This window comes from Candidatus Dependentiae bacterium (assembly GCA_018266175.1).
GTDB lineage: Bacteria > Babelota > Babeliae > Babelales > RVW-14 > JAFEAY01.
In genome coordinates this window covers 1-23,689 of record JAFEAY010000025.1, presented here as the reverse complement: position 1 = coordinate 23,689, position 23,689 = coordinate 1, and the positions used below count along the sequence as shown (strand labels likewise).

The following is a 23,689-nucleotide window of genomic DNA, read 5'->3' as shown; positions in this document are numbered from 1 at the left end:
TTCGTTATAGTTCGTTGACTCGTTCGTAGAACAGCATGTATACCTGATTGCTTGAAGTGGCCAGCATATCTGTTATTGAGACTGTTGTTCTCATTTCGTTCTCATATTTATACCACCTTGAGCTCATAGTATCTTTCACGCAAGCCATATAGTGTCCTTTATAGAGCGGTCCTGCTTGGAGTATTATTCCGACAAGCTGATAGGCGTGCACGCCATGCTCATCAGTGAGTGAGATTGTTCTTGAAGCAGAGACTGGAGTGTCCTTCCGGTTTACTACATTATTTTCATGTTTAAATCTTTTGACTGAAAGCGTAAGAACTTTAGGAAGTTTTTTAATTGAAATTTTACGGCGAAGGCCAGGAGCATTATTACATTCATTACATCCATAATAATTAACTTCTTGAGTTTGAGTAAGAAAATTATTCAAAAGATTTTCTATGCTTACTGGTTCTTTTTGATCAGGTATATCAAGCGGCAGTTCTCGTTCAATAATGGATAACGTTGATTCATGCTTTTTGGATGTACATATTTGATCAATACTCAGCTCAATATTAAATTTTTGCTTGATCTTAGGATCGAGGATGTGAAGAAGTTTGGCAATAAAATGGCGAGCGTCATGTTGACCGGTTGCCATCCGCGGCTCATGTATGCTCTTGACAAGGTAATCCCGGAATAATTCGAATTCAGAGAATGGGGTTGTTTGTGCTTGGAGCTTATTGAAAAAAACACTTAACATTTCCGTAACAGAATCCTCTTCATAGCTATGTTTTAAAAAAGTTTTTTTAAGTGCTGGAATGTTACTGAGTACTTGAAGTGTTGAAGTCATAAAGCAATCTGTTCCATTTTGATTGATAATTCCGACATTAGGTTTTGATCCAGGAGTAGCGTTGAGTAAAAGGCTTTCTTGGGGATTATTAACTTCAATTGAGTTTTCTGCTGCTCCATGCGATGTGCCTGGTATTGTATGTGTGCTCAGTAAAGACTTATTGAATAGAGGCTGAGTGTAAGTCTGGTTTCTGACCATGGTTGCTGTATTTGATACATTCGATGCAAGGTGATTTGCATTTTTCTCTTGAGATTGTGAAGGAGTATCCATTCGTTGATAGAAAAAAATATAAGCAGATTTGCTCCCTGTCTGGTCTATTGAAAGTTTTGCTTTTAGTTCATCATTATAACAGTACCATGTCTGCGTAACGCTATCTTTAACATAAGAAGTATAATGCCCTTCATGAAGCGTTCCTCTTTGTAAAGTAACTCCCATGAGTTGATAAGTGTGCTTACTATTTTCATCAGTTAATATAAGTTCTGGCTCAGCAAAAATAGGAGTATCAATGCGTTGTGTTTGATTATTCTCATGCTTAAATCGTTTAGCCGAAATCATAAGCACTTCAGGAAGTTTTTTAATAGAGATTTTACGATGAGCGCCAAGTCTTTGGCACTTGTTACAGCGATAACCAGGGATAAACTCTTTTTGATTAAGGAAGCTTTTTAAAAGAGTAGATAAGCATATAGTATTGTCTTGATCGGGCAAATGAAGTTGCAGTGAAGCATCAGTTGCAGAAATAGTTGATGTGTGATTGCATGATGCAAAAGTTTGTTGATAGGTAAGTTCAATATTAAAAATTTTTTTAATTTCATCATCAAGTGTGGAAAGAAGTGTTGTGATAAATTCGTGCGCATCATGTTGTCCGGAAGTCATGTTTCTGTGGCCCGTATATCGGCTCATATAATTAACAAGGTCATCACGCAATTGAGCTGATCCAGAAATAGGATTTTGTTCTGTTCGAAGCTTGTTAAAAAATGATATGAGTGTAGAGGTAGCAGAGTTACGATCATATTTATTTTTTGTAAGGACTATATCCAGAGCTTTGATATTACTCAGCAGCTGGAGTGTTGAGCTCATAAAGCAATCGGTTCCATTTTCATTAATAATTCCAGTATTTGGACCTGATTTAGGTACAAGGTTAGGCGATAAATTTTCATGATTATCGTCAATAATCTCGATTGAGGTTTCTGCTTGTGTTTGTTCTGAATTATCGTTAAGAAGATCTGAAGTATCTTTTAGCCCACTATTATTATCTATAATTTCATTAGCAGGTGTCTGGTTGGATACATGCGATGGTCTTACCTGTGTGGCTTGTGGGATTGTATTTGGCATGCTTTGGCTGTTATTAACATGACTATTCGTCGTTACGACAGGCTGATTTATTCGTTCATAAAAAAGCATAAAAGTAGAATTGAGTCCTTTCTTTATTACTTGATAAGGAATTTCTCGTACTTGGTGATTGTTATACTCGTACCATTTATTATCTAAGCTATCTTTCACAAGAGATATATATACTTCTTTGTTTTCAGGACGAATAAGTCTTAGAATAATCCCCCTCAGTTGATAACTATGATTCCCATAGGTATCGCTCATTAACAAAGTATCTTCTGGGAAAAGTATGGTATTATTATGGAATGCTCTGTTATCTGAATATCGAACAAGTCTTGGAGTTGTAAAGGCAATAATTTCAGGGAGTTTCTTAATAAAGATAGAATGATTAACCCCTTTATTGTTGCATGTGCTGCAGGGGTAATCGTTGACATTAATATTCATGTAATGCTTCGCAAGCGAGTGAACTTTTGTATCTACACCAGTAAGCAGAGGAGGAAGAGGGTATCCGCGTCGTATGACAGATTTTGATGATCGGTGTTTTTGAGTATGACATACTTCATTTTTAGTAATTGCCATATCAAAAAATTTACTAATACTGTTATCGAGCTGATCAAGAAATGTCGCCATAAGTTTGTAGGTATTCTGCTGCTCAGAAGTTCCTGTGTGTGGTTGATTTTGATTACTAAAATAAGTGCGCAAGCGTGTTGACCCGGGCACAGGGTTTGTTTGTGTACGAAGTCTATTAAAAAATTCGATTAAAGCACCCGTAGGATAGTTTTTGTCATACGTGTTTTTCATGAGAACTTTTTCAAGTGCTGGAATATTGCTCAGTACTTGAAGTACGGCATTAGAGAAAGAGTCTGTTCCTGTTTCATTTAAAATTCCTACGTTAGGGCCTGACTTTGGAGCAAGGCTGACTAATGACGTTTCTGAATTTTCGTAACCACTTGTTCCCACCTCGTCCCAAAAACTGTCTAAATCAGCAAGGAAATCGCTCAAATCATTATTTTCTGCCATGAGCAATTCATTTAGATCAGCTTGTTGGGGTTCAGGAAGCTGGGTATGAGAGGGAGCGGTTACCTGGCTATCAGGTAAAATGGCTTGATTTTGTTTTTGAATCTCTAATATTTTAGATGGTTCATCAAGATAATCATTTAGAATTTCATTATAAAGATGGTCTTCTTCTGGGCTGTTCGCAACATGAGTAGAGCTTGAATTTTGAGTGGTTCCAGAAAAATGAACCTCGGGTTTTAGATTATCCACAGAAGAGATTGGTTGCTCATTTATAGCAACATCCCCTGATTTAGAGATTAATGTTTCTAAATTCTCAGAAATCAGATTATCTAAAAATCCTGATTCGCTATTCAGATTATGGGTAGAAGTAGATGCATGTGGAGCTTGAGGTTGTGATTGCTTCTGGATTTGAATAGCGCTTTTGGTTGGTTGTTGTTGTTGTTGTTGTTGTTGTTGTTGTTGTTGTTGTTGTTGTTGTTGTTGCGCGAAAAATTGCTGAGCTTGAGGGACTTGACTATTCATAGTTCCAATGGCTTGAGGAAAATTATTTCCCGGGTTTACCATTGGTTTATTCAGTGTAGAAACAACAGGATTATGAGCTGGTAATAAATTTTGTTGTATAGAATTTGTGTTTTTTGCACCTTGATTTGGAGTAATCTGATTATTGATAAGATTGCTGATTATTACTTTTTCATGCTGATCAATTCGTTGGTAAAAAAGCATAGAGGTACTCTTGAGTCCTTGGGTTAACTCTTCTGGTCTAAGCTCTCTTCTTTGTGTATCGCTATATCGATACCATTTGTTATTGTTACTATCTTTAACAAAAGAAACATATCTTCTCTGGTTAAAGGTTCCCAACTCTAATATTATTCCCATCAGTTGATAGCTATAATTACCGTTTCTATTCTGAAAAGTAATCTTTTCAGTGCAAGAAATCATCGTAAGATTTCGGTGTATTTTATTGTTTATATTTTTGAATCTGTTTGTTGTCAGCGTGAGGATTTCTGGGTATTTTTGTATCTTCATAGTATTATGGATACGAGTGTGATTACATTGAGAGCATGAAAAATTATTTGTATAGAAATTCATGTTTTGTCTTAAAAGTGACGTTATATTGGTATTGTTTATCTGATCAGGAAGCTCAAGAGGAAGTGATGTCATAAGAGCTGAGTTTTTGGGCAGGAAATTTTTATTATCGCACATGGTGCATATCTGACCCCTCATAATTCCTGTAGAGAAAATATTGTTAATATCATGATTGATTGTGCAGATGAGGTTCAGTAACGTAGGCATCAAATTACTTATTTGATGAGGGGCTACTAGAAGCTGGTTATACAATAATCTAGATCCGGATGCCAGATTATTTTCAGTTCGCAGCTTATTTAAAAATTCTATCAATATTCCTGTTGTACTATTTTTTTCGTATTCTTTTTGGGTGAGAATTTTTTCTAATGCGGGGATGTTATTAAGCACCTGGAGTGTGGCATTTATGAAAGAATCTGCTCCCGTTTTGTTTAAAATTCCTTTGTTGGGGCCTGATTTAGGAGTTAAGCTTACCAACGAAGTTTGTGTATTATTGTGCGTACTCCCAAGATGTAGGTTGGTTGGAATATTTTCAACTATGGGTTTCAAGCCTTTAATCCCATTATTATTAAGTTGATTATTATGAGGTGCAGGGGGTAATACATTTGATAAAGCCTGATAATATAGATTTTTTGCTACCTGGTTGCTTACAGATTGAGTGCTTATAGGATAGGAAGGAGCCTGGTGAGGCTGATTATTTACCAAACCAGGACCGTGCGGAGTTGCCTGTGCGGGTAACTCTACCGTCTCATTATTACGCGAGACAGGAGGTTGAGGTTGGCTATCACCAAAATTGCCTGTTAGCTTATTTATAGAAAGCTCTGTGTCTGCAGAAATTACCATTGATTCATGGATTAATGTTTCTAAATTGTCAGAAGTGGTGACATTTAATTTTTCAGCAATGAGATTTTCAAATAAGTCTGGCTCATTATCAAAACTACTATCAAGACTACTATCAATAACTTCTTGGGGTGCAAGCTCTTCATCTGGTTTATGCTTTTTATTCTGTGATGCCTCTTGAGCAACAGGATTATCTTTTCTTTTTTTACCAGACTCCTGATTGCTATTCATAGAGTGTGAACTATTCTCATCTAAAATATTATCTAAATTTATAACGTGAGCATTGTGGGTATCTTTTTGGCTATGCTGTTTTGTAGCGGGGCACCAACCATTACTATCAAGGAGTTTTTTAATTACAGCGGGAGTAAGTCCAATGCGTTCAGCTTGGTCATACGCTTGAGTTAACTCAGTAAAATTTTTTGCTTTCTTAAACTGAGAACGTACATCCATGTAGTCTTGCCATGCAGGAAAATGGTCAGATCTAAAGCGTCGATCTATGAGGGCTATATTTTCATTTTTAAGATTGCCTTTATCATCCAAATGCCAAGTTCCTAATGAATCCATTATCCATGTTTGTTTTTCGCTGATTACAAGAGCAATCCAATGTTGATTAATATTAATCAAAATACCTTGAGGTTTGTGTGTTTCTCTAAAACGATGAATTGCTTCAATAATCATATGTTCGCGATAAATTTTTATATCATCTCTTAATTCGTCAAATTCTATGATTAAAAAATTTTCAGATTCTGGGATTTTTTCAAGTTGCAGACTATTTAACATCCCGAGGCTGTTTTTATTGTGTGCTTTGATAGTACTTAAAACATCATTATGCTTGTTAAGCCAGATATTAAAATTTTGAACTCTACGTAATTCTTGAGTAAAATGATCAAGAAGATTTTTGTTTCTTAAATCAATTGACTCATAAGTCTGGTCATTAAGTTTTTTCATCAAAGATTCTACATTGAACCGAGCAAATAGACCGCAAAGATTACCCTGGTCTTTTAAAAGTTTATGAGGATTAACGAATTTTCTTCTTGAGTTATTGTAAGACGTCTGGCGAAGTACCTTTACCTGTATAAACTGAACGCACTCCTGAGGTGTGTTTTCTATTGCTGATGCAGCATCAATTAAAGAAACAATATTACTAGAGGCCTGTTGCGATGCATCTATGTCTAATACCGTATCAGCAAATGACAAAAGATTTTGTTCGGTTTTCTGTAATGTATCTGCGTTATTGCAAGCTGCTTCATGTTCTAAGGCCACGGTTCTGAGCTCATCAAAGAGGATGCTATCTGCTAATATTGCAAGATCTCCGGCTGCTGGTTTGGTAGAAATCACAGGAGTGGATTTTTTTTGTGAAATTTTTCTTTTTTTAAGAGATATTGATGATTGAGCCTTGGGGCTTCGTTTTCTTTTTTGAGGAGTAGACTGATTTTTGGGCTCTTGATTTGTCTCTTGAATGACTTGAGTAATCACTTCGGTCGAAGATGGTTTGTTTATGATATCAACAGTATTTTGACTGGAGGGTTCTTCTTTTTTAGCTTCATTCAAAACCTCTGGATTTATCAAATTTTCTGGATTTTTCAAAAGCTCTGAATCACCGCGATTATGAGCAAGAGGGCAATCTGTTTGCTGGTGAGAAATTAAGTCAGCGCCTTTGAAGGCAAAAAAGCCACAAGTACACTCGTGCAACCATTTATCATGTTCACTTATATAATGGTGAGTAAGTTCATTTTGGGTAGTAAATTGCATAGGACAATCAAGACAGCATTTATCAAGAGTAACCTGATTGTTCTGAGGTTTTTCTATATGAAGAGTATCTTCTTTGTCACTTTCTTCATCATAATCCAAATGCGCTTCTTTATAATGTTCAACTAATTCTAAAGCAGTTTTAAATATTCGCGTACACGTTGGATATTGTCCACATCTATAGTTCTGGCTTGAGGGTTCTTCTAAATTTTGATTTTCTTCATCAGGAGCATAATTTACAAATTTTTTATTTTGTTCGTCGATCATTCCAGGTTCATCAAAAAAACTTGCATATGGTAAAGATGAGGTAACTTCCGTCTCTGGAAGCGAATCATCATCCTGCATTTGAATATCGGGATAAGCCGGGTTTATAGAAGTGATAGGGAGCGGCTTTTGAGGATCAGTTTTGTCTTTTTTGTCGGTACATCGATAGAAATAAATATAAGGATTTTTGGATGCTTGAGTGACGGTATCAATCGATATTTTTGTTCGCACAGAATCGTTATATTCGTACCATGTATTGTTGCAGCTATCCTTAACGCAAGCGATGTAGTGTCCACGAGTAATATTTCCAGTATGTGTTATTACCCCAATAAGCTGGTAGGTAACTGTCTGATTTTTATCAGTTAAAAAAATTTTTTCTTCAGTAGAAATGGGAGTATTCATACGAGTGGGTGTATTTTTTTGTTGATCATACTCAAACCGTTTTGGAGCTATCACCAGCACTGGAGGGAATTTTGCAGGCGTAATGGTTCGTTGTGCACCTCTTTGGTGGCATGATATACACGAAAAATCATTAATTGTTTCAGTCTTACCAAAAAAGTTTTTAATTAATACGTTAAGTTCTAGAGAGCAATCTTTACGTTGAGGGGGAATTTCTAGGCTTAAAAGCCAGCTTGGATCAACAGTTTGGTTATTGTAGCATCCAGTGTTACAGCTCAGAGTGGACTCATGTTCCATTTCAAAAACAGATTTGAGTTCATCTTTAAAGAGTGATAGGAGTATAGAAAGAAACTCTTGGGCATCATGCTGCCCATTACCCATATTTTTAAGATCTTCCAGATCTGTATTTTCAACAATATATTTACGTAAATCGTTTGACCCAGAAAGAGTATTTTCTTCTGTCCGAAGACTATTTAAAAACGTGATTAACTTTCCAGGGATAGAGTTTTCAGGATAGCTCTTTTGGCTTAAAGCTTTTTCAAATTCAGGAATATTGCCCAGTATTTGGAGCGAAGCATTAATAAAACAATCGCTGCCGCTTTCATTTTTTATACCTTGATGAGGAAGTATCTTAGGAAGTAATGTTACCATTTTCGTATCTAATGGCTCAAGATTTTCGTGATCTTGCGTAGTATTATTTTTTTCTGCAATTGCTTCATGATCTACAGATTTAACGTGAGCGACCTCATCATGTAAAATAGCAATTTTCTCAGGTATAAAATCTTCTTCTTTGTTTTGAGTATCCAGTTTTTCAGGTTTATCGATTGATATTTTTCTTTTTTTATGATGGTTTAATGATTGATTTTTATTTCGACGGTTTCTTTTTTTAGTTGCATCATTTAATGAAAAAACTATGTCATCGTGAGAACATTTTTTTATATGTTTTTCATATTTTATAAAATCACTTGTTGTGTATTCTTCGCACCAATCACATGAATAATAGCGTCCTGATTTAGTTTTATCATTATCTTGTGACGAGGAAATAGCCTTATTTTTTTTCTCATTATTATTATCAAGAGAAAATTTTTGCATAAGCTTTTTATTGGAGGCAGGTTCTTGGTTTATCCCGATAGGCTTTATTTTTTTTGGAGTCGTCTTGGGTTTTAAACTTTTGGGTTTATTAAATGTCCATGGTTTGCAACCACCTTGTTTATGTTTATGAAAGATTGTTGCTTCGAGTGTTAAAAATTTACAGGTACAGGTGTGTACCCATGTTTTATCATGAAAATTCCAATAATGAGCTACAAGCTCTTCTTTATGAAGGAATACTTTGTTACAAAAATGACATGTTTTATTTTCAAGCTTATCTTGAATTTTATTTCTGGATTTTTGATCAGGCTTATACTCAGCTGAGCATTTCATCGTACTGAGAGTGGTTGGTAAAGCGTCAGGGTTGTAATCATGGCGCTTAAGGTATTCATCAAAAGAAGTAACTGCACATTCACAATCTTGGCAGTAGTACAGCTGGCTACCTGGATGGTTTATGCGAATATGCTCTAAAAATTTTTCTTGAACATCAAAGGGCGTCAAGGTGCACCATGGACATTCAAATATTTCAGATGAGTCTTGATGATTAGAGCTTTGCGTTTTTAAGAAAGTACAGTCTTGTTGGCTGTCATCTATTGTATCGAGTGTAGACGATTCAGTGCTCTGAGTAACTTGATTTTCAGGAGCAGTAGGTATTTTTTTGAAGGCTGGAATATTACAGTGAATCTTGTGTAATTCAGCATCAGTGAGCTCTGTGGTTTGGCAGATACTACAATAATAACAATGTACATGTTGATGTGCTGTTATTATATGATCATAAAGCTTTGCAGAAGTTTCGAATTGCTTTTTATCATTGCACCAAGAACAGAGCTTATGCCTGCTCAATAAGTGATTATTGAGTGAAGCCTCTGTGAGAAAGCCTTTGCCTAAATTATTATCACAATCTTCGATAGGACAATGAAGCAGGAGAGGTGGTTCTTTGCTTTTCAAACACTCTAATGCATGTGTTCGATAGCCAGAATAAAAGCGCGTTATGAATGTTTTGCATGTATCACAGTAATAGTATTTGATTTCAGGGTGCTTTTTTTGAATATGATTTAGGAGATTAAGCGTAGTTTTAAACTTCGTTACCTTTTTCTTACCCTCGCATAGGTGACAAATTTTATGTTCGAATACCATATGATTATCAAAGCTATTTCGGTTATCAAATCCTTTTTTGTTGTTGTTATCGCAATCTGTTAAAGGGCAATTAAAGTGACCTTTATTTTCTTCTTGCTCAGAATTTTTGTCAGGGTTACAGCGGCGTTGATGTTTATCGTAAAGGCGAGAATCGGTCGTCGTAAATTTCTCACAGAATTTACAGTAATAAAAAGACTGCCCTATATGCTCTGCGATAACGTGGTCGCAGAGCTCTTGATGTGATTCATAGCTTGATTTGGTTGTGCACAATGGACAAGAAATATGAACTTTTAATAAGTGATTATCAAGTGCAGGCTTTGTTTTAAAAACCCTAATTTTATCATGTTTATTGGCAGATTTTTTTGGCAAAGATTTGGGGGAATCTTTTTTTGCTTCAGGAGACCGTTTATTTTTTGATAATTGTTTCTTATTTAAATTTGAATCATTGTTATCACTCTTTACATTATTCAGGGTTGGGTTATTGGTCGGAACCAACTTTTTTTTACATGAAGCTTTATGCCGATTATGATGAGCCTTTGAAGTTGTTATATATTTTTTACATAGTTCGCACAAATGACAAGCGGCATCATTGTGTTTCTCGAGCGTGTGTTTATGTAATAATTCTGTGGATGGGTAAATTTTTTCATCTTTGCACCACGGACAAATTTTATGAGTTTTGAGGACATGGCTATCAAGATCACGCTTATCATTAAAAGCTTTTCCTTTATTTTTTTTACAATTTTTTATAGAACAGAGCAGGTTTAAAGGTGCTTTTTTAGGATTTTCTTTGCAATAAGCTTTGTGGGTCTTATAATCGCCCCGGGCATTTGTAATAAAAATTTTACATATTTTACAAAAATAACAGTCTTCATTGGAGTGTTTTTTTTCAATATGCTCATAGAGTTGGTAAACGGAATCAGATTTTTGTTGCTCATCACACCACGGGCAAGCTGAATGTATTCTTAATGTATGCCCATTAAGAGAAGATTGATCTTTAAAGCCTTTTCCAAGGTTATTTTTACATGATTTTATAAAACAATTAAAGTCTGAAGTAGATGACTTTTTTTTGCTTAACTTTTTTAAATTTGTTTGGCAATATTTTTGATGCTTGGTATAACCGTTTTCGTGGTTAGTAATGAAATTTTTACAGAGTTCGCAGTAATTGCACGGTTTTTGTGGATGTTCTTTTTTAGCATGTTCATAAAGCTCTAAGAGTGACTCGAACTTTTCCTTTTTATTACACCATGGGCATGCTGCATGGATAGTTAATTTATGATTATCAAGAGCAGGTCTACTTGTATATCCTAAACCCTTATTGTTATTACATTCTTTATAGGTGCAATTAAATTTTCCAGCATTTTTTTGAATGTCATTTTCTTCATCAGAAGCGTCTTGTATTTGAGATGCTTCGTTTTCATTCTGAGTATTAAGAGACTTCTCTTGGACACCCAAAAGGGGCATCGATAAGCAGATCTGTGCAATCAGAAAAAAGAGTAACTTTGCGTGATATCGTGAATTATCCATGGTTCATAACCTCCCCTGTCCTGCGGGTGCCCGGTCGTTAAAAGTTCTTATCTATTCATATTATATTATCAAACTGAAAATATTAGTCAAAAGGGGTCAGGGGAGTAGTGTATATGAGAAAATGGATATGTTACAGGGGTGGAAGTGTATAGCTCCTTATGAGGAGCTGGCGGGACGTATGAAATTTGGGGTAAATTGTAGGCCAATCTGATTATTATCATGAGCAATACAGGCTTGAACTTCTTCCCCAAGCTTTTGAATTTTGGGATTAACAATAAACCATTTTTGAATATCTTCTTTTGTATAGAGTGAGGTGAAGCCTTGAGGCGATTGCTTTGGTGCAGCTAAGACTGTTACGTTATTGAGCTTGGTATCAATGAAAATTTTGATGTACAAGCGAATAGAGCTGTGGAGTACGCTTGTTGGTTCAAGAAGGTAAGAGCAAAGAGCGTTGCCAATTGCCTTGGAGAAAACCTTGAGATTTAATGTACTCAGGTCAAGGCCAGCATTGGTCCGAGTGCAGCCGAAGCTTTTTGAGTAAGCGGTATTTTTGATGAGTTGGTTATTAAAGTATTTTTCGTTTTTGTCGTTACTCTCATGGTTAGTAAGTTCAGGAATACCAAATTTGTTATGTAAGATATCTCTGAGCTCCTCATGAGACTGAGGGAAGTTCACTGAGTAATTGAGATCATGTTTTTTAAAGAGCTCTTTTATTTTGAAGATTAAAACAGTTCGACCTTCCCTGTTATCGTACCTATTAAAAACAAGATAACGGTAGTCTTGATTAAAATTGAATCCGTTTTGAGCAAGAAACTGCTGAATCTGTATATCATGAAGTGTCATCTCAATGACGGCTGCGTGCGTGTTGTTGAAATGAGCCGTAATCAGTGCGAAAAAAATAAGAAATAGTTTGTGAAAGATGGTCATTCAAAGTCTCCTCTATAGTTGCTTTTCATTAAAAATTTTAAGAATGGCCATTAGACTATGCGCTGCATATTTATTTGTCAAAAATTAATTTTACTGAAGTGTGTTGAGCTATCCGGTAGTTGGGCAACTCTTATGTTATTGATGATTCTTTTCGCGATTAAATATTTTCTTGTAGTTGTCAATGCCATTGCCCCAAAGCTTATTGGAAGCATGATGCTTCTTATTCCAGAACTTGAGGCAATTATGATTTCAGGATTACTCAATTTATTGATTCCCAGGGAGTCCTTGTTGCTGATCAAAAGATTCGGAAGAACGATGAACCCTTGAAAGAAGCGTTTTTGCTAGGCACATGTCTGTATTTTTGTGGGATCTAAAATTTGTGATATTAAATGTTAAATAATTACAAGCCTCGCAATAGAAACTTTTTCTGCAATTAGGATGTTTTTTATTTAAGTGTTCGTGAATTTTTTTGAGGCTTTTAAATTGCGTTGATTTACTACATTTTTCTTTATGTGATTTTTTTGTCCAAGGACAAAGTTGATGCTCTTTTACAATATGATCATATAACTGTGGAAATTTGGTGTAAGTTTTATTGCAATTACTGTTGCAGAAGTCTTTACAGTACAATAATTTTTTATTTTTCCTGTGAGTATTATTTTGTTCATGATTGTTTGTAATTGTATCAGTATCAGTATCTTCGAGATTGTTTACGTGACTTGCAAGATCAATTAAAGCGCTGACAGAAGAGTTTTCTAAAAAAACAAAAGAGCTTTGATTGTTGATCGTATTCTGATCAAGCAAAATGTTTTCACTATTTGTCTCAGGTAATGCCCTAGGTTCAATATCTTGCCAGGGTCCATGTTGTTGATCAAAATGTTCGGAAGTATGAAGAGAACCTGCAATACGAGTGTTCGTTTTGCATAACTTTGTATTTTTGTGATTTTTAAAATTTGTAGAAAGAAATGTTAAAAAATCACAAGCTTCGCAATACAAACTTTTCCTGCAATTTGGATGTTTTTTATTTAAGTGTTCATGAATTTTTTTAAGGCTTTCAAATTGCGTTGTTTTATTACATATTTCATTCTGTGATTTTATTGCCCAAGGACAAACCTTATGAATATTTACAATATGATCATATAAGTTTGAAATACGATGATAAGTTTTATTGCAATTACTGTTGCACCGGTCTTTACAGTAGAATAATTTTTTATTTTCTCTGTGAGTATTATTTTGTTCATGATCGTTTCTAATTACCTCAGTATCAGTATCAGCATCAATATCATCTTCTACAAGATTGTTCGCTTGATTTGCAAGATCAATTAAAGCGTTGACAGAAGAGTTTTCTAAAGAAACAAAAGAGCTTTGATTGTTAATAGTATTCTGATCAAGCATAACGTTTTCACTATCTGTCTCAGGTAACCTGGTAGGTTCAATTTCAATATCATCTTCTACAAGATTGCCGGCTTGATTTGCAAGATCAATTAAATCGTTGACAGAAGAGTTTTCTAAAGAAACAGAAGAACTTTGATTGTTGATTGTATCCTGGTTAAGCAAAATGTTTTCACTATCTCTCTCAGGTAATCTGGTAGGTTCAATTTCAAACGCTTGATTATTGTTAATGTGTGGGTGCTCCAAATTAATCATATCTTGATCCAGGCAGAGTACTTCTTGCTGATCACAATGTTCGGGAACGCTTGGAATAGGATTAATCGCTTTGCAGAACTTTGTATTTTTGTGATTTTTAAAATTTGCAGAAACGAATGTTAAAAAATCACAAGCTTCGCAATAAAAGCTTTTAATGTGATTCGGATGTTGATTCTTCCAGTGATTGTGGAGTTCGTTAAGGTTTGCAAATTTATCTCTATGATTACATGATTTTTTTGCCAAAGGACAATATTGATATTCGCATACAATATGAGAATATAATCCATTACATGTGGAAAAAGCTTTATTGCAATTACTATTGCACCAGTCCTTACAGTAGAATAATTTTTTATTTATCTTGCGAATATTATTTTGTTCATGATTGTTTGTAATTACCTGAGTATCAGTATCAGTATTAACTTCTACGAAATTGCTGTTTTGATTTGAAACATCAGTTGGAGAGTTAAATAAAGAGTTTACTAAAGAAATAAAAGGGCTTTGATTGTTGATAGTATCCTGATCAAGAATAGCGTTTTCACTATCTGTCTCAGGTAATCTGGTAGGTTCAATTTCAACCGCTTGATTATTATTAATGTGCGATTGCTCGAAATTAATCATATCTTGATCGTAGCAGAGTACTTGTTGCTGATCAAAATGCTCGGAAGTATGAAGAGAGCTTGCAACAGGATTAATCGCTTTGCAGAACGTTGTTTTTTTATGATTTTTAAAATTTGAGATATTAAAAGTTAAAAAATCACAAGCTTCGCAATAGAAATTTTTACGGCAATTTGGATGTTTTTTCTTTAAATGTTCGTGAATTTCTTTAAGGCTTTTAAAAGGCGTTGTTTTATTGCATATTTCTTTATGTGATTTTTTTGCTAAAGGACAAGCCTTATGAATATTTATAATATGATCATATAAGTTTGAAGTACGACTATAAGCTTTATAACAATAACTGTTGCACCGGTCTTTACAGTACAATAATTTTCTATTTTTTCTGCGAGCATTATTTTTTGCATGATCGTTGGTGATGATCTCAGTATCAGTACCAGCTTCTACAAGGTTGCTGTTTTGATTTGAAACATCAGTTGGAGAGTTAAATAAAGAGTTTACTAAAGAAACAAAAGGGCTTTGATTGTTGATAGTATTCTGATCAAGCCAAATGTTTTCACTATCTGTTTCAGGTAATCTGGTGGGTTCAATTTCAAACGCTTGATTATTGTTAATGTGCGGTTGCTCGAAATTAATCATATCTTGATCGTGGCAGAGTCTTTGTTGTTGATTAAAATGTTCGAGAATGCTTGCATGAAGAGTTCTCTCTTTGCACAATCTTGTATTTTTGTGATTTTTAAAAAGTTCAGAATTGAATATTAAATAATCACAAGCTTCGCAATAGAAGCTTTCAATGCAATTGGGATGTTGACTATTCCAGTGATTGTGAAGTTCGTTAGGGTTGCTAAATTTATCTTTATGATTGCATGATTCTTTTGCCAAAGGACAACATTTATGTTTGCGTGCAATATGAGAATATAAAAATTTTATGTTGGAAAAAGATTTATTGCAAAAACTGTTACACCAGTCTTTACAGTACAATAATGTTTTATTTTGAACGTATTTATTAGTATCATTAGTATCAAAATTTGTTATTGTCATCTCATTTCTTTGCTCGTTGTCTTCATCTGCTAATCTGTAGAAACAAAGATAAACTTCCGACGATTTTCCAATAACCTCGTTACCTGAAATTTTTTCAACAATCGAGTCGTTGCAGTGGTACCACTCTTTACTTACGCTATCTTTAATTTGTGCCGTGTAATGACCATCCTTACCATCCGATGTATTGTGATGTAAAATTAAGCCGATTAATTCATATTTTTTATTGTCAATGAATAAATACTCTTCAACGTTAACTGGAGTATTAATTCTTTCAACCCCCTCTACATAGACAAATCGCTTAAAGTAAGTAGTTATTATTGCAGGTAATTTTTGTGGTTTAATTGTACGATAAAGTCCTTTTTTACCACAATTTTCGCACTGATAATCGTTTATGAGTTCTTTTTTGAAGAAGTTATTGACCAGGAATTGAGTAGAAAGTGGCGCGAGTTGGTTTGAAAGATGAAGCGGAATGATCCATGAAGAGTCGATTAATTGCAACGGACAGCCGGTCTGCTGGCAATGACAATCTGATTGTAATTGAACTTGAAAAATATTTTGTATTTCTGGATTTTCATCATTGAGGTGATTAATGAGCTTACAAAGAAATTCTTGAGCGTCATGAGTGCCTGACTCAATATTATTTAATCCATTGCCATTGTGGGCAATAAAATTACGCAGTTCAGCAGCTCCTTTTATTGGGTTTTGTTCAGTATTTGTTTTGTTGAAAAATTCAGATAATGTTTTTGTAAATGGATTCGAGCTTTTGAGTGTTTTAGTGAATTCAGGTATGTGTGCTAATATTTGTAACGATGCATTCATAAAGCAGTCTGTTCCATTTTCATTAACAATCCCGACATAGTTTGATTTTTGTGGAGAGCTGGTAATTGGTGAAAATAGATTGCTGTTATTATCATTAAAAAATTCATTTTCAGTAAGATTAGCTATTATATCTCTAAGAAATTCGTCATTAAGATCTGCAAGACCTGCATCAAGATCAGTTGCTTTACTAAGCGTAGAATTTAATTCCATGTCTTTGGTGGAATTAATTTTGTTTCCTACTTCGGGAAACATGAGTAGATTTATTTCGTTGTCGTTGCTTTGAGTGAATGGACTATAACTATCATCACATATGTCCAGAATATGCGAAAATGAATTAGAAATATGTTCATCATAGTTGTTATTTGTTATTGGTGAAAAAGAATTTTCTGGTAGCTCATGTTCAATTGTGTCTATGGTTTCTTCTTCTTCTATTGTTGCATCGATAATATCAGAATTGTTTTCAACCAATGTTTGATCTATAGCCTTGTCAGAAGTTGGAATTGGATGAGGAGACGAAACTCTTTTTTCACCAATAAGATTGGAAGAAAGAGGTTCCAGGTTATTTGAAGAAAAATTCTTAATGAGCTCCGACATAGATTGTGCTAAGTAGGTATTAATATTCTTAACAACCAAATTAATAGAATTTACGATATAATTATTATCTAAATTTAAGCCATTCAATGACGGCATCATAATAGCAGAAAAATTATTTTCTCTAGATATTGTATCCAATGGTGATTTGGGAGAAATGGCTTGAAGTTCGATTTCTCCGAGTGTTGAGTCTGGTGTTATAGCTGATGACTTGGGAGAAGCAACTTCCGCCTCAGCATCTATAACAATCACATTCAATGGTGATTTGGGAGAATTGGCTTGAGGTTCGCTTTCTCCGAGTGCTGAGTTTGGTGTTATAGCTGATGACTTGGGGGAAGTAACTTCCGGCTCATCATCTATAACAATCACATTCAATGGTTTGGGAGCATCTATTTTAGAATTGATATTATCTATTGTTTTACACGCGGCTTTATGAGAAGTATATCCTTGCTTTGTACAGGATAAAAAAAAGTTACATGTATCACATGTAACAAAAGCTTCAGATGAATGTTTTGATTTTATGTGCTCGTATAAATCATTTATTTTTTTAAAATGTCCTTTTTCTCCACACATTTCACTCCACGGGCAAAGGTTGTGTGTGTGTAATAAATGATTATCAAGTGAGCTTTTTCCTGCAAAGCCCAATGCGTATTTACGGTTAGCACTTTCAATACAATTTTGAACATGACAATAAAAACCTGTATTAAAAATAATGTCAGAGTTTTTTACTGAAGATGGTAATTTAGTACATTTTCTCTGATGAGTTATAAATGGTCTTTGAGAAAAACAAAGGTAATTTAGGCACTCTTCACATTTAAAGAAGGGCTTTTTAGGATGATCTTCAATTATATGGCGGTACAAAGCGCCCAGCGAATTATGAGCATTTTTTTTACTGCACTCATTTGTAGTGCTCCAGGGACATGTTAAGTGACTTACAAGCATGTGGTCATTAAAAGTTTCAATACTTTTAAAGCCCGCGTATTTGGGGTTGGCAGCGCTTGAAGGGCAGCCTAAGATTGGACAATATAATTTAATATTATCCTGCGAAAGAAGCACTTTTTTCCTCGGACGTCTTTGATCGTTTTCATCTTGTTTGCGTTTCATACCTAAAAGATTGTGATCCATAACAAAAAGGACAAGAATCCCTAAAAAGAGCACTTTTTTAATAAAATATAATTTTTTCATAATCTTAAATAACCTTATTTTAAATGGCTACCATAAGTAAAATTGAGAGATATGGCAAGATTCAGGGTATGAGTTTTGTATATTATCAGATATAATACTTGCGCTATATTTCAAATAGAATTATAGAATATTTATAAATTTTGTCAAATAAGCGATTAATTTGATATTCTCACCTTTAAATATCGACTTATTTCTTATAGTAAGAAAAATGCAAGATCCCCACATCAGGAGCAAAAATCTCAAGCTCTGCAGGCTAAAAAATGCTTACCCAACCCTTAGCTTCAAAAGTTTCTCGAAAAATCATACTCAGGCCCACTTTTTCTTTTCTGAAAAAATGCTACAATATGATTAGATATTGTAAATTATTTAAATTCTAAATTACAATCTGTTGCACAAGCTGTATTTATTTTTTGTGAGAATCGGTGCTTATGGAAATCTGTTACAAGGAGACTATTATGATGAATAAACGACATTTACTGCTAGGGTTACTTTTTATAACGACAGCATTGTCATTAAACGTTTCTGCAATGTTACCGCAGGAAAATCAAGCTACATCGAATTTGAGTCACAATGAAAATAGCGTGGAGTATGACTACGTAAATACAAAATTGACTAAAATTTTAGCTGAAGTTTCTGAAAATAAAAAAAATGGACCAAAGATACTTCCCCAGGTCAGAGAGTTAAAGGATCATTTACTTGCGCTGACGTTAGATGACACAACCAGAGAACTGATTGCATATGTCATAGATAGTTTAAATGATATGCAAAGTTCTTTTCTTGAAAAGCAAAGTGGTCGCGTAACGGTCATAAATTATTTTAAAACTACTATCAAAGCATTAACTGCCAAGGTGGCTAGTGCCCGGAATAGCAATAACAAAAATAACAACAATAACTTATCGAGTGCTTCTGCTCCTATCAAGAGAAAGATAGCTGGATTGTTACCTCAAAACGACGCTTTATCCCAGAGCCATTTTGTATTAGATGTAGAGCCTCAATTGAAAAAAATACGAATTGAAGATTCTGGAAATGAACAATATGTCAGCCCTGAATTATTATTTCAGAATAAAAGCAACAATGCCTTAGGAAAAGATATTAAGTGTGTTAAGAACTCTAAAAAGAGAAAAAGAAGTTCTAGCTTTATTGAGGTCAGCAATACAACAGATGCCAGTGATAATGCTGAAAAACATATTCCTATTGTGAAAAAATCATGCTTTGAATTGAGTCCAGCTGTCTATGAAAAGCAGTCACCATTAAGCAAAAAACTTTGGGGGAGGTTAGCTGAAGATGAAAAACAACGTATTCGTTCAGACATTGACCGGTATCGCTCATTTTTTGGATCTATTCATAATGATGAATGTCGCGCAAACATAGCAATAGATGAAAAAATGCCCGTAACGCCGCTTATAGCTGCTTTAAAGCTAAGTAATGCAACTGATGTGTTAATGTTAGTTGATGCGGGTGTTGATTGTAATATGCAGGTGGGGGGAGAAGTTCCTATTATTCTTGCCATTCAATGTTTTATGAAATCGAGCTCTGAACTTGATCGGGTATTCTTGAAAATGTTTGATAAAGTTGAAATGAATTCTGTTCTTGCCGAAAATCTTATTTCATCAATACTCACAGCTTGGAAATGTAGCGGAGATTTCTATTTATCGTATCATGCTTCGGCAAAGGCACTTTTATGCATTTTAGAAAGAATGCGTAAGGAAAATATTCAATTGAAAAATGTCAATTTAATTTATCAAGCAATTGAGACAAATTCATCTACTTGTCTTGAATACATCCTAAAACATTGTGATGATGGAATTGATTTTGACAATATCTCAAGACCTGTAGAGCAGATTGAAATGAAACTAGCATTTGAAATGCTTCATGATCGTAGAATTTCTATGCTTAAGGTCCTATTGAAATCTGGAAAATTTACACCAAGGGTCCAAAAACAAGATGGGAGCTTTTTTCATAGCGAGATATTTTTGCAGAAAGATCGTTTTTGGAGAAGTGATCTATTTGAAATTATTGATCTAATTATAGATTTATCAGATATCAATAAGCAGGATAGTTTTGGTTATACCTTATTTCATATGATGGCTTTACATATGCCATATTTAAGCTCTCTTAAGGATTGGGATAAGCTTTATTATAAGCTTATCATTAATGGCGCTAATCCTAACATTGAAACTAATACAGGCTTGACTCCTTTGGCACTTCTCAATCCTAATTCCCAGATAAATGAAAAAATAAAAAATAAAGAATTTTTACTTCGCTTCAACAAGATTCTTCATTTTCTTTCTCAAAAAGCGGTTATTAATAAGTCAGGGAAAGATCTAATGGCTACTTTATGGAGTAAGCTTTGTTTTCAGAGTGAGGGATATCAAGAATATGAAACACAAAGTCAGCCACTTGACTCATCTCATTTTGAAATTTTAGATAATTAACCTTCGTTGTGATCTAAAATTTCAAGAGGACGTCAAGCCCTTTTAGAGCCAATACTTTTTTTCCTTAGGTTATTTACCAGAAGAGAACTCGGTCGCAAGCGGCCAAGTTCTCTTCAACCATTAATCATAATAAAAAAGATTAGGGAGAAAGTACTCTGGAGAGCATTTACAGATGAAATTTTGAGTTGTTAAAACTGAAGGGGACCTCAGGACTTTTCGATTTTTATTTTTTCGTGGGGTTTGACAGGTTTCTTTATGGCGATTTAAATGGTCAGGAAATAGTGTGATATATTCATTACACAGTTCACATACAAAACAATTTCTTGACTTGCCTTGGTGACTTTTGTTCCTAGATCGGTGCCATTCAATAAAGTGAACTAATAAATCATCCACCGATTCCCATGTATCTATATTATCACAGCACGGGCAAATATGATGTTGGCACAGCACGTGGTTTTCTAATTTAAATAATTTTGAAAACCCTTTATTGTTATTATTTCTACAGTTAAAAATAGGGCAATTAAATTTATATCTTTTTTCTGTTTCACTCCAAAACTTAAACGTATTAAAGTCTCTAAAAGGGATAGTTATCTCTTGTTGCATCCCGGTAAGAAGAAAAAAAATCGAGTTGTGAACGAAAAAAAATAGAAATAGAGTTGTTTTAAAATTTATATTCTTCATGTAAAAACGTCCTCTATGTTTTAGCCAAAAAGCTTGTACTTATAGCTTTATTGAGTCTATCAAATTTAATCGGTATATTTACAAGAATTAAAATTTTAGAATTACTCAAAAAATAAGAATTATAACTGGAACGCCATTGTATGTTTGGCCATTGTTGGCTTATGTTATTTTCATTGGCATTAAAGCGCGTAAGAAAAATGTCATACCGTTAAAGGTTCTTTTAATCGCACCCGCTATTTTTTCTACATGGTCATTCTATTCTATTATAACGCGTTATGGTGCAAACTTTTTTATATTGAGTATAGCTTTATCCAGCATGCTTCTTGGAATATATGCAGGATATTTAATGATGCATAAAACTACGATGCGGTTTGATAAACTTAAAAAACAGGTTGAGTTACCCGGCAGCTGGATAACGCTAATTCTATTAATGTTGCTTTTCTCAATTAAATATTTTCTTGGAGTTACCAATGCTCTTGTGCCAGAGCTTGCGGGAAGTTGGATTTTACTTGTGCCTGAGTTTGCAGCAATTATAATTGCTGGTGTGCTTGTGGGCAGAGTAGTTAGTTGCTGGCAAAAGTATCAAAAATCTACTCATGTTGATCTTAATTAAGGCACAAAAGAAACTTGTGATTATTCAAATTAATAATTGAAGAAAACTGTATGAAGAAATTTTTATGATTACAATCGACCTACTCAATAACCACCCAGAAGCAATTTCAGAACTTGCAAAAATATGGCTTGAGGTCCTTGGGAGCACCTGGATGCCGCATGTATCAACTACAGAAATTGAAGGGTGGCTCAATGAATGGCTCAATGATGACGTGTTGCCACTTGCTTTGATTGCGTTGGATGGTGACAAGCCTGTTGGCATGTGCTCCTTACAAATAAACGATGGTATTCGTCCAGACTTGCTGCCATGGTTAGGCGATCTATGTGTTGTTCCAGCGTATCAAAATCGTGGCATTGGAAAGCAGCTTATACGAGCTGCAACAGAAAGAGTTCACTCAATGGGTTTTGAAAACTTGTATCTTTTCGTGTTTGAAGAGTCGCTTATCAATTATTACCACAAGCAGGGTTGGCGCAAAATTGGAGAAGATCAGTATGAGAGGCATCCTGTGATTGTCATGGAGTTTAAATGACAGTTTTCAGCTTCTTATTTTCGAAAAAGTCAAAAATCGATAATAGCAACAATTCTTATTTGCGTGAACGAAAATAAGCTCACGCACTATTTCATTCTTGTGCGTAAAAATGAAATAAGGATGCTTTATGAAGAAGATTGTTTCAGTTTTAGGCAGTTAAATGAAATAAGGAGACGGCTGAGGCGGTTTGAATGTCTTATTTCACAAGCCAATTATAGAAATTAATGAAGTGAGTGATAGTATTGATAAAACTTATAACACTGCAAACAATATCATTAAGCAATTTATTGATGTGGGCATAGTTTTTGAAAACAAAGAACAAAAAAGGAACAAGCTTTATCGCTTTGAACCATATTTAAAATTACTTTAAAAAGTGTATGAGTAGAATTGTGAGGAATACCTGAGGTGAACAAATTAATTATTTTTGATTGCGATGGTGTTTTAGTTGATAGCGAGATCATTGCAAACCGTATTGATGCACACATGATGACACAATTTGGTTATGCTATTTCAACAGAAGAGAGCATCAAAAAATTTACGGGCATGAACAGTAAGAGTGTTCGTGAATATATTTTAAAAGAATCGGGTATCGAATTGCCTGAATGTTTATCAAAATTAACTGGTGAGGCGATTGTTTCAGCGCTTGAAAAAGAGTTGCAACCATTGATGCTTTCGGTTTTATCTCATGATCTTCTCAAAAGTAGTGCCAAATGTGTTGCTAGCAGCAGCCCCAAAGAACGCATAGCACTGTCTTTGCGCGTAACAGCTCAGAATCATTTTTTTCCAGATGAGCATATTTTTACATCGGCGCAAGTGAAGCATGGCAAACCAGCGCCCGATCTCTTTTTATTTGCAGCAGAACAGATGGGTTACAAGCCTGAAGATTGCCTTGTCATTGAAGATAGTATTGCCGGTATTCATGCTGCACGCGCAGCGGCAATACCAGTCATTGGCTTTTTAGGAGGTAGTCATGCTCAGTTTGATTGGTACAAAAAGCGCATTCTGGACCAAGGAGTTCCTGTTGCTCATTATGAGCATGAGGTTTTGAGTTTCATTACCAACTTTATAACTGGAAATGGAAGATATAGCCAAAAAATTCAGCCCTGTAATTATTGATCTGAACTCTGGCCTTAGGCGTGCTCAAGACGGATCGCATGAATTTTATAAGAGCCTTGGCTATCAAAACGAAGGTCCCATGGCGAAAGTCTATTTCAGAAAAACTCTATAATTAACGCGAACTCGATAATTTGAAAAACAAAAAAAATATGCTTCCCTAGAGGATAATCACAACCTCAAACAAGAAAGGGAAGCGTAATGATGTTAACAAAAATTTTTTGTGAAGTTTATGATTTTTT

General features: G+C 34.6%; 8 protein-coding genes. 5 read left to right on the top strand and 3 right to left on the bottom strand.

The features are described from left to right. Window positions 1–4: 4 nt before the first annotated feature. The 3 genes from JST56_05855 to JST56_05845 form a co-directional block, all read right to left on the bottom strand. Window positions 5–11,257, bottom strand: coding sequence for a hypothetical protein (locus JST56_05855; GenBank protein ID MBS1988484.1), 11,253 nt, complete (start codon window positions 11,255–11,257; stop codon window positions 5–7). A gap of 156 nt (window positions 11,258–11,413) precedes the next feature. Next, window positions 11,414–12,184: a hypothetical protein gene (locus JST56_05850; protein ID MBS1988483.1), complete on the bottom strand. Its 771-nt coding sequence runs from the start codon at window positions 12,182–12,184 to the stop codon at window positions 11,414–11,416. Between the two features lie 264 nt (window positions 12,185–12,448). Next, complete coding sequence (locus JST56_05845) at window positions 12,449–18,076, bottom strand: ubiquitin carboxyl-terminal hydrolase (protein ID MBS1988482.1); 5,628 nt, start codon at window positions 18,074–18,076, stop codon at window positions 12,449–12,451. A gap of 455 nt (window positions 18,077–18,531) precedes the next feature. Here JST56_05845 and JST56_05840 point away from each other — a divergent pair, with 455 nt between their 5' ends. The 5 genes from JST56_05840 to JST56_05820 all read left to right on the top strand — a co-directional run bounded on the left by JST56_05840 (window position 18,532) and on the right by JST56_05820 (window position 23,450). Beyond that, entirely contained in the window at window positions 18,532–20,511 is a 1,980-nt protein-coding gene (locus tag JST56_05840) for a hypothetical protein (protein ID MBS1988481.1), read from the top strand. Between the two features lie 1,027 nt (window positions 20,512–21,538). Then, on the top strand, window positions 21,539–21,805 hold the full coding sequence (locus JST56_05835) for a hypothetical protein (GenBank protein ID MBS1988480.1): 267 nt from the start codon (window positions 21,539–21,541) through the stop codon (window positions 21,803–21,805). Window positions 21,806–21,869: 64 nt separating this feature from the next. Next, a complete protein-coding gene (locus JST56_05830) occupies window positions 21,870–22,334 on the top strand; it encodes a GNAT family N-acetyltransferase (protein MBS1988479.1) in 465 nt (154 codons plus the stop codon). A gap of 187 nt (window positions 22,335–22,521) precedes the next feature. Further along, a complete protein-coding gene (locus JST56_05825) occupies window positions 22,522–22,704 on the top strand; it encodes a hypothetical protein (GenBank protein MBS1988478.1) in 183 nt (60 codons plus the stop codon). 35 nt (window positions 22,705–22,739) lie between these two features. Further along, the gene (locus JST56_05820; GenBank protein MBS1988477.1) at window positions 22,740–23,450 is read left to right on the top strand and encodes an HAD-IA family hydrolase; all 711 of its coding nucleotides are present in this window, start codon (window positions 22,740–22,742) and stop codon (window positions 23,448–23,450) included. Window positions 23,451–23,689 lie beyond the last annotated feature (239 nt).

Coding starts and splice junctions, on each gene's coding strand:
- JST56_05835 (MBS1988480.1), top strand. CDS start 21,539: ATGATGCATAAAACTACGATGCGGTTTGATAAACTTAAAAAACAGGTT.
- JST56_05850 (MBS1988483.1), bottom strand. CDS start 12,184: ATGACCATCTTTCACAAACTATTTCTTATTTTTTTCGCACTGATTACG.
- JST56_05830 (MBS1988479.1), top strand. CDS start 21,870: ATGATTACAATCGACCTACTCAATAACCACCCAGAAGCAATTTCAGAA.
- JST56_05845 (MBS1988482.1), bottom strand. CDS start 18,076: ATGAAAAAATTATATTTTATTAAAAAAGTGCTCTTTTTAGGGATTCTT.
- JST56_05855 (MBS1988484.1), bottom strand. CDS start 11,257: ATGGATAATTCACGATATCACGCAAAGTTACTCTTTTTTCTGATTGCA.
- JST56_05840 (MBS1988481.1), top strand. CDS start 18,532: ATGATGAATAAACGACATTTACTGCTAGGGTTACTTTTTATAACGACA.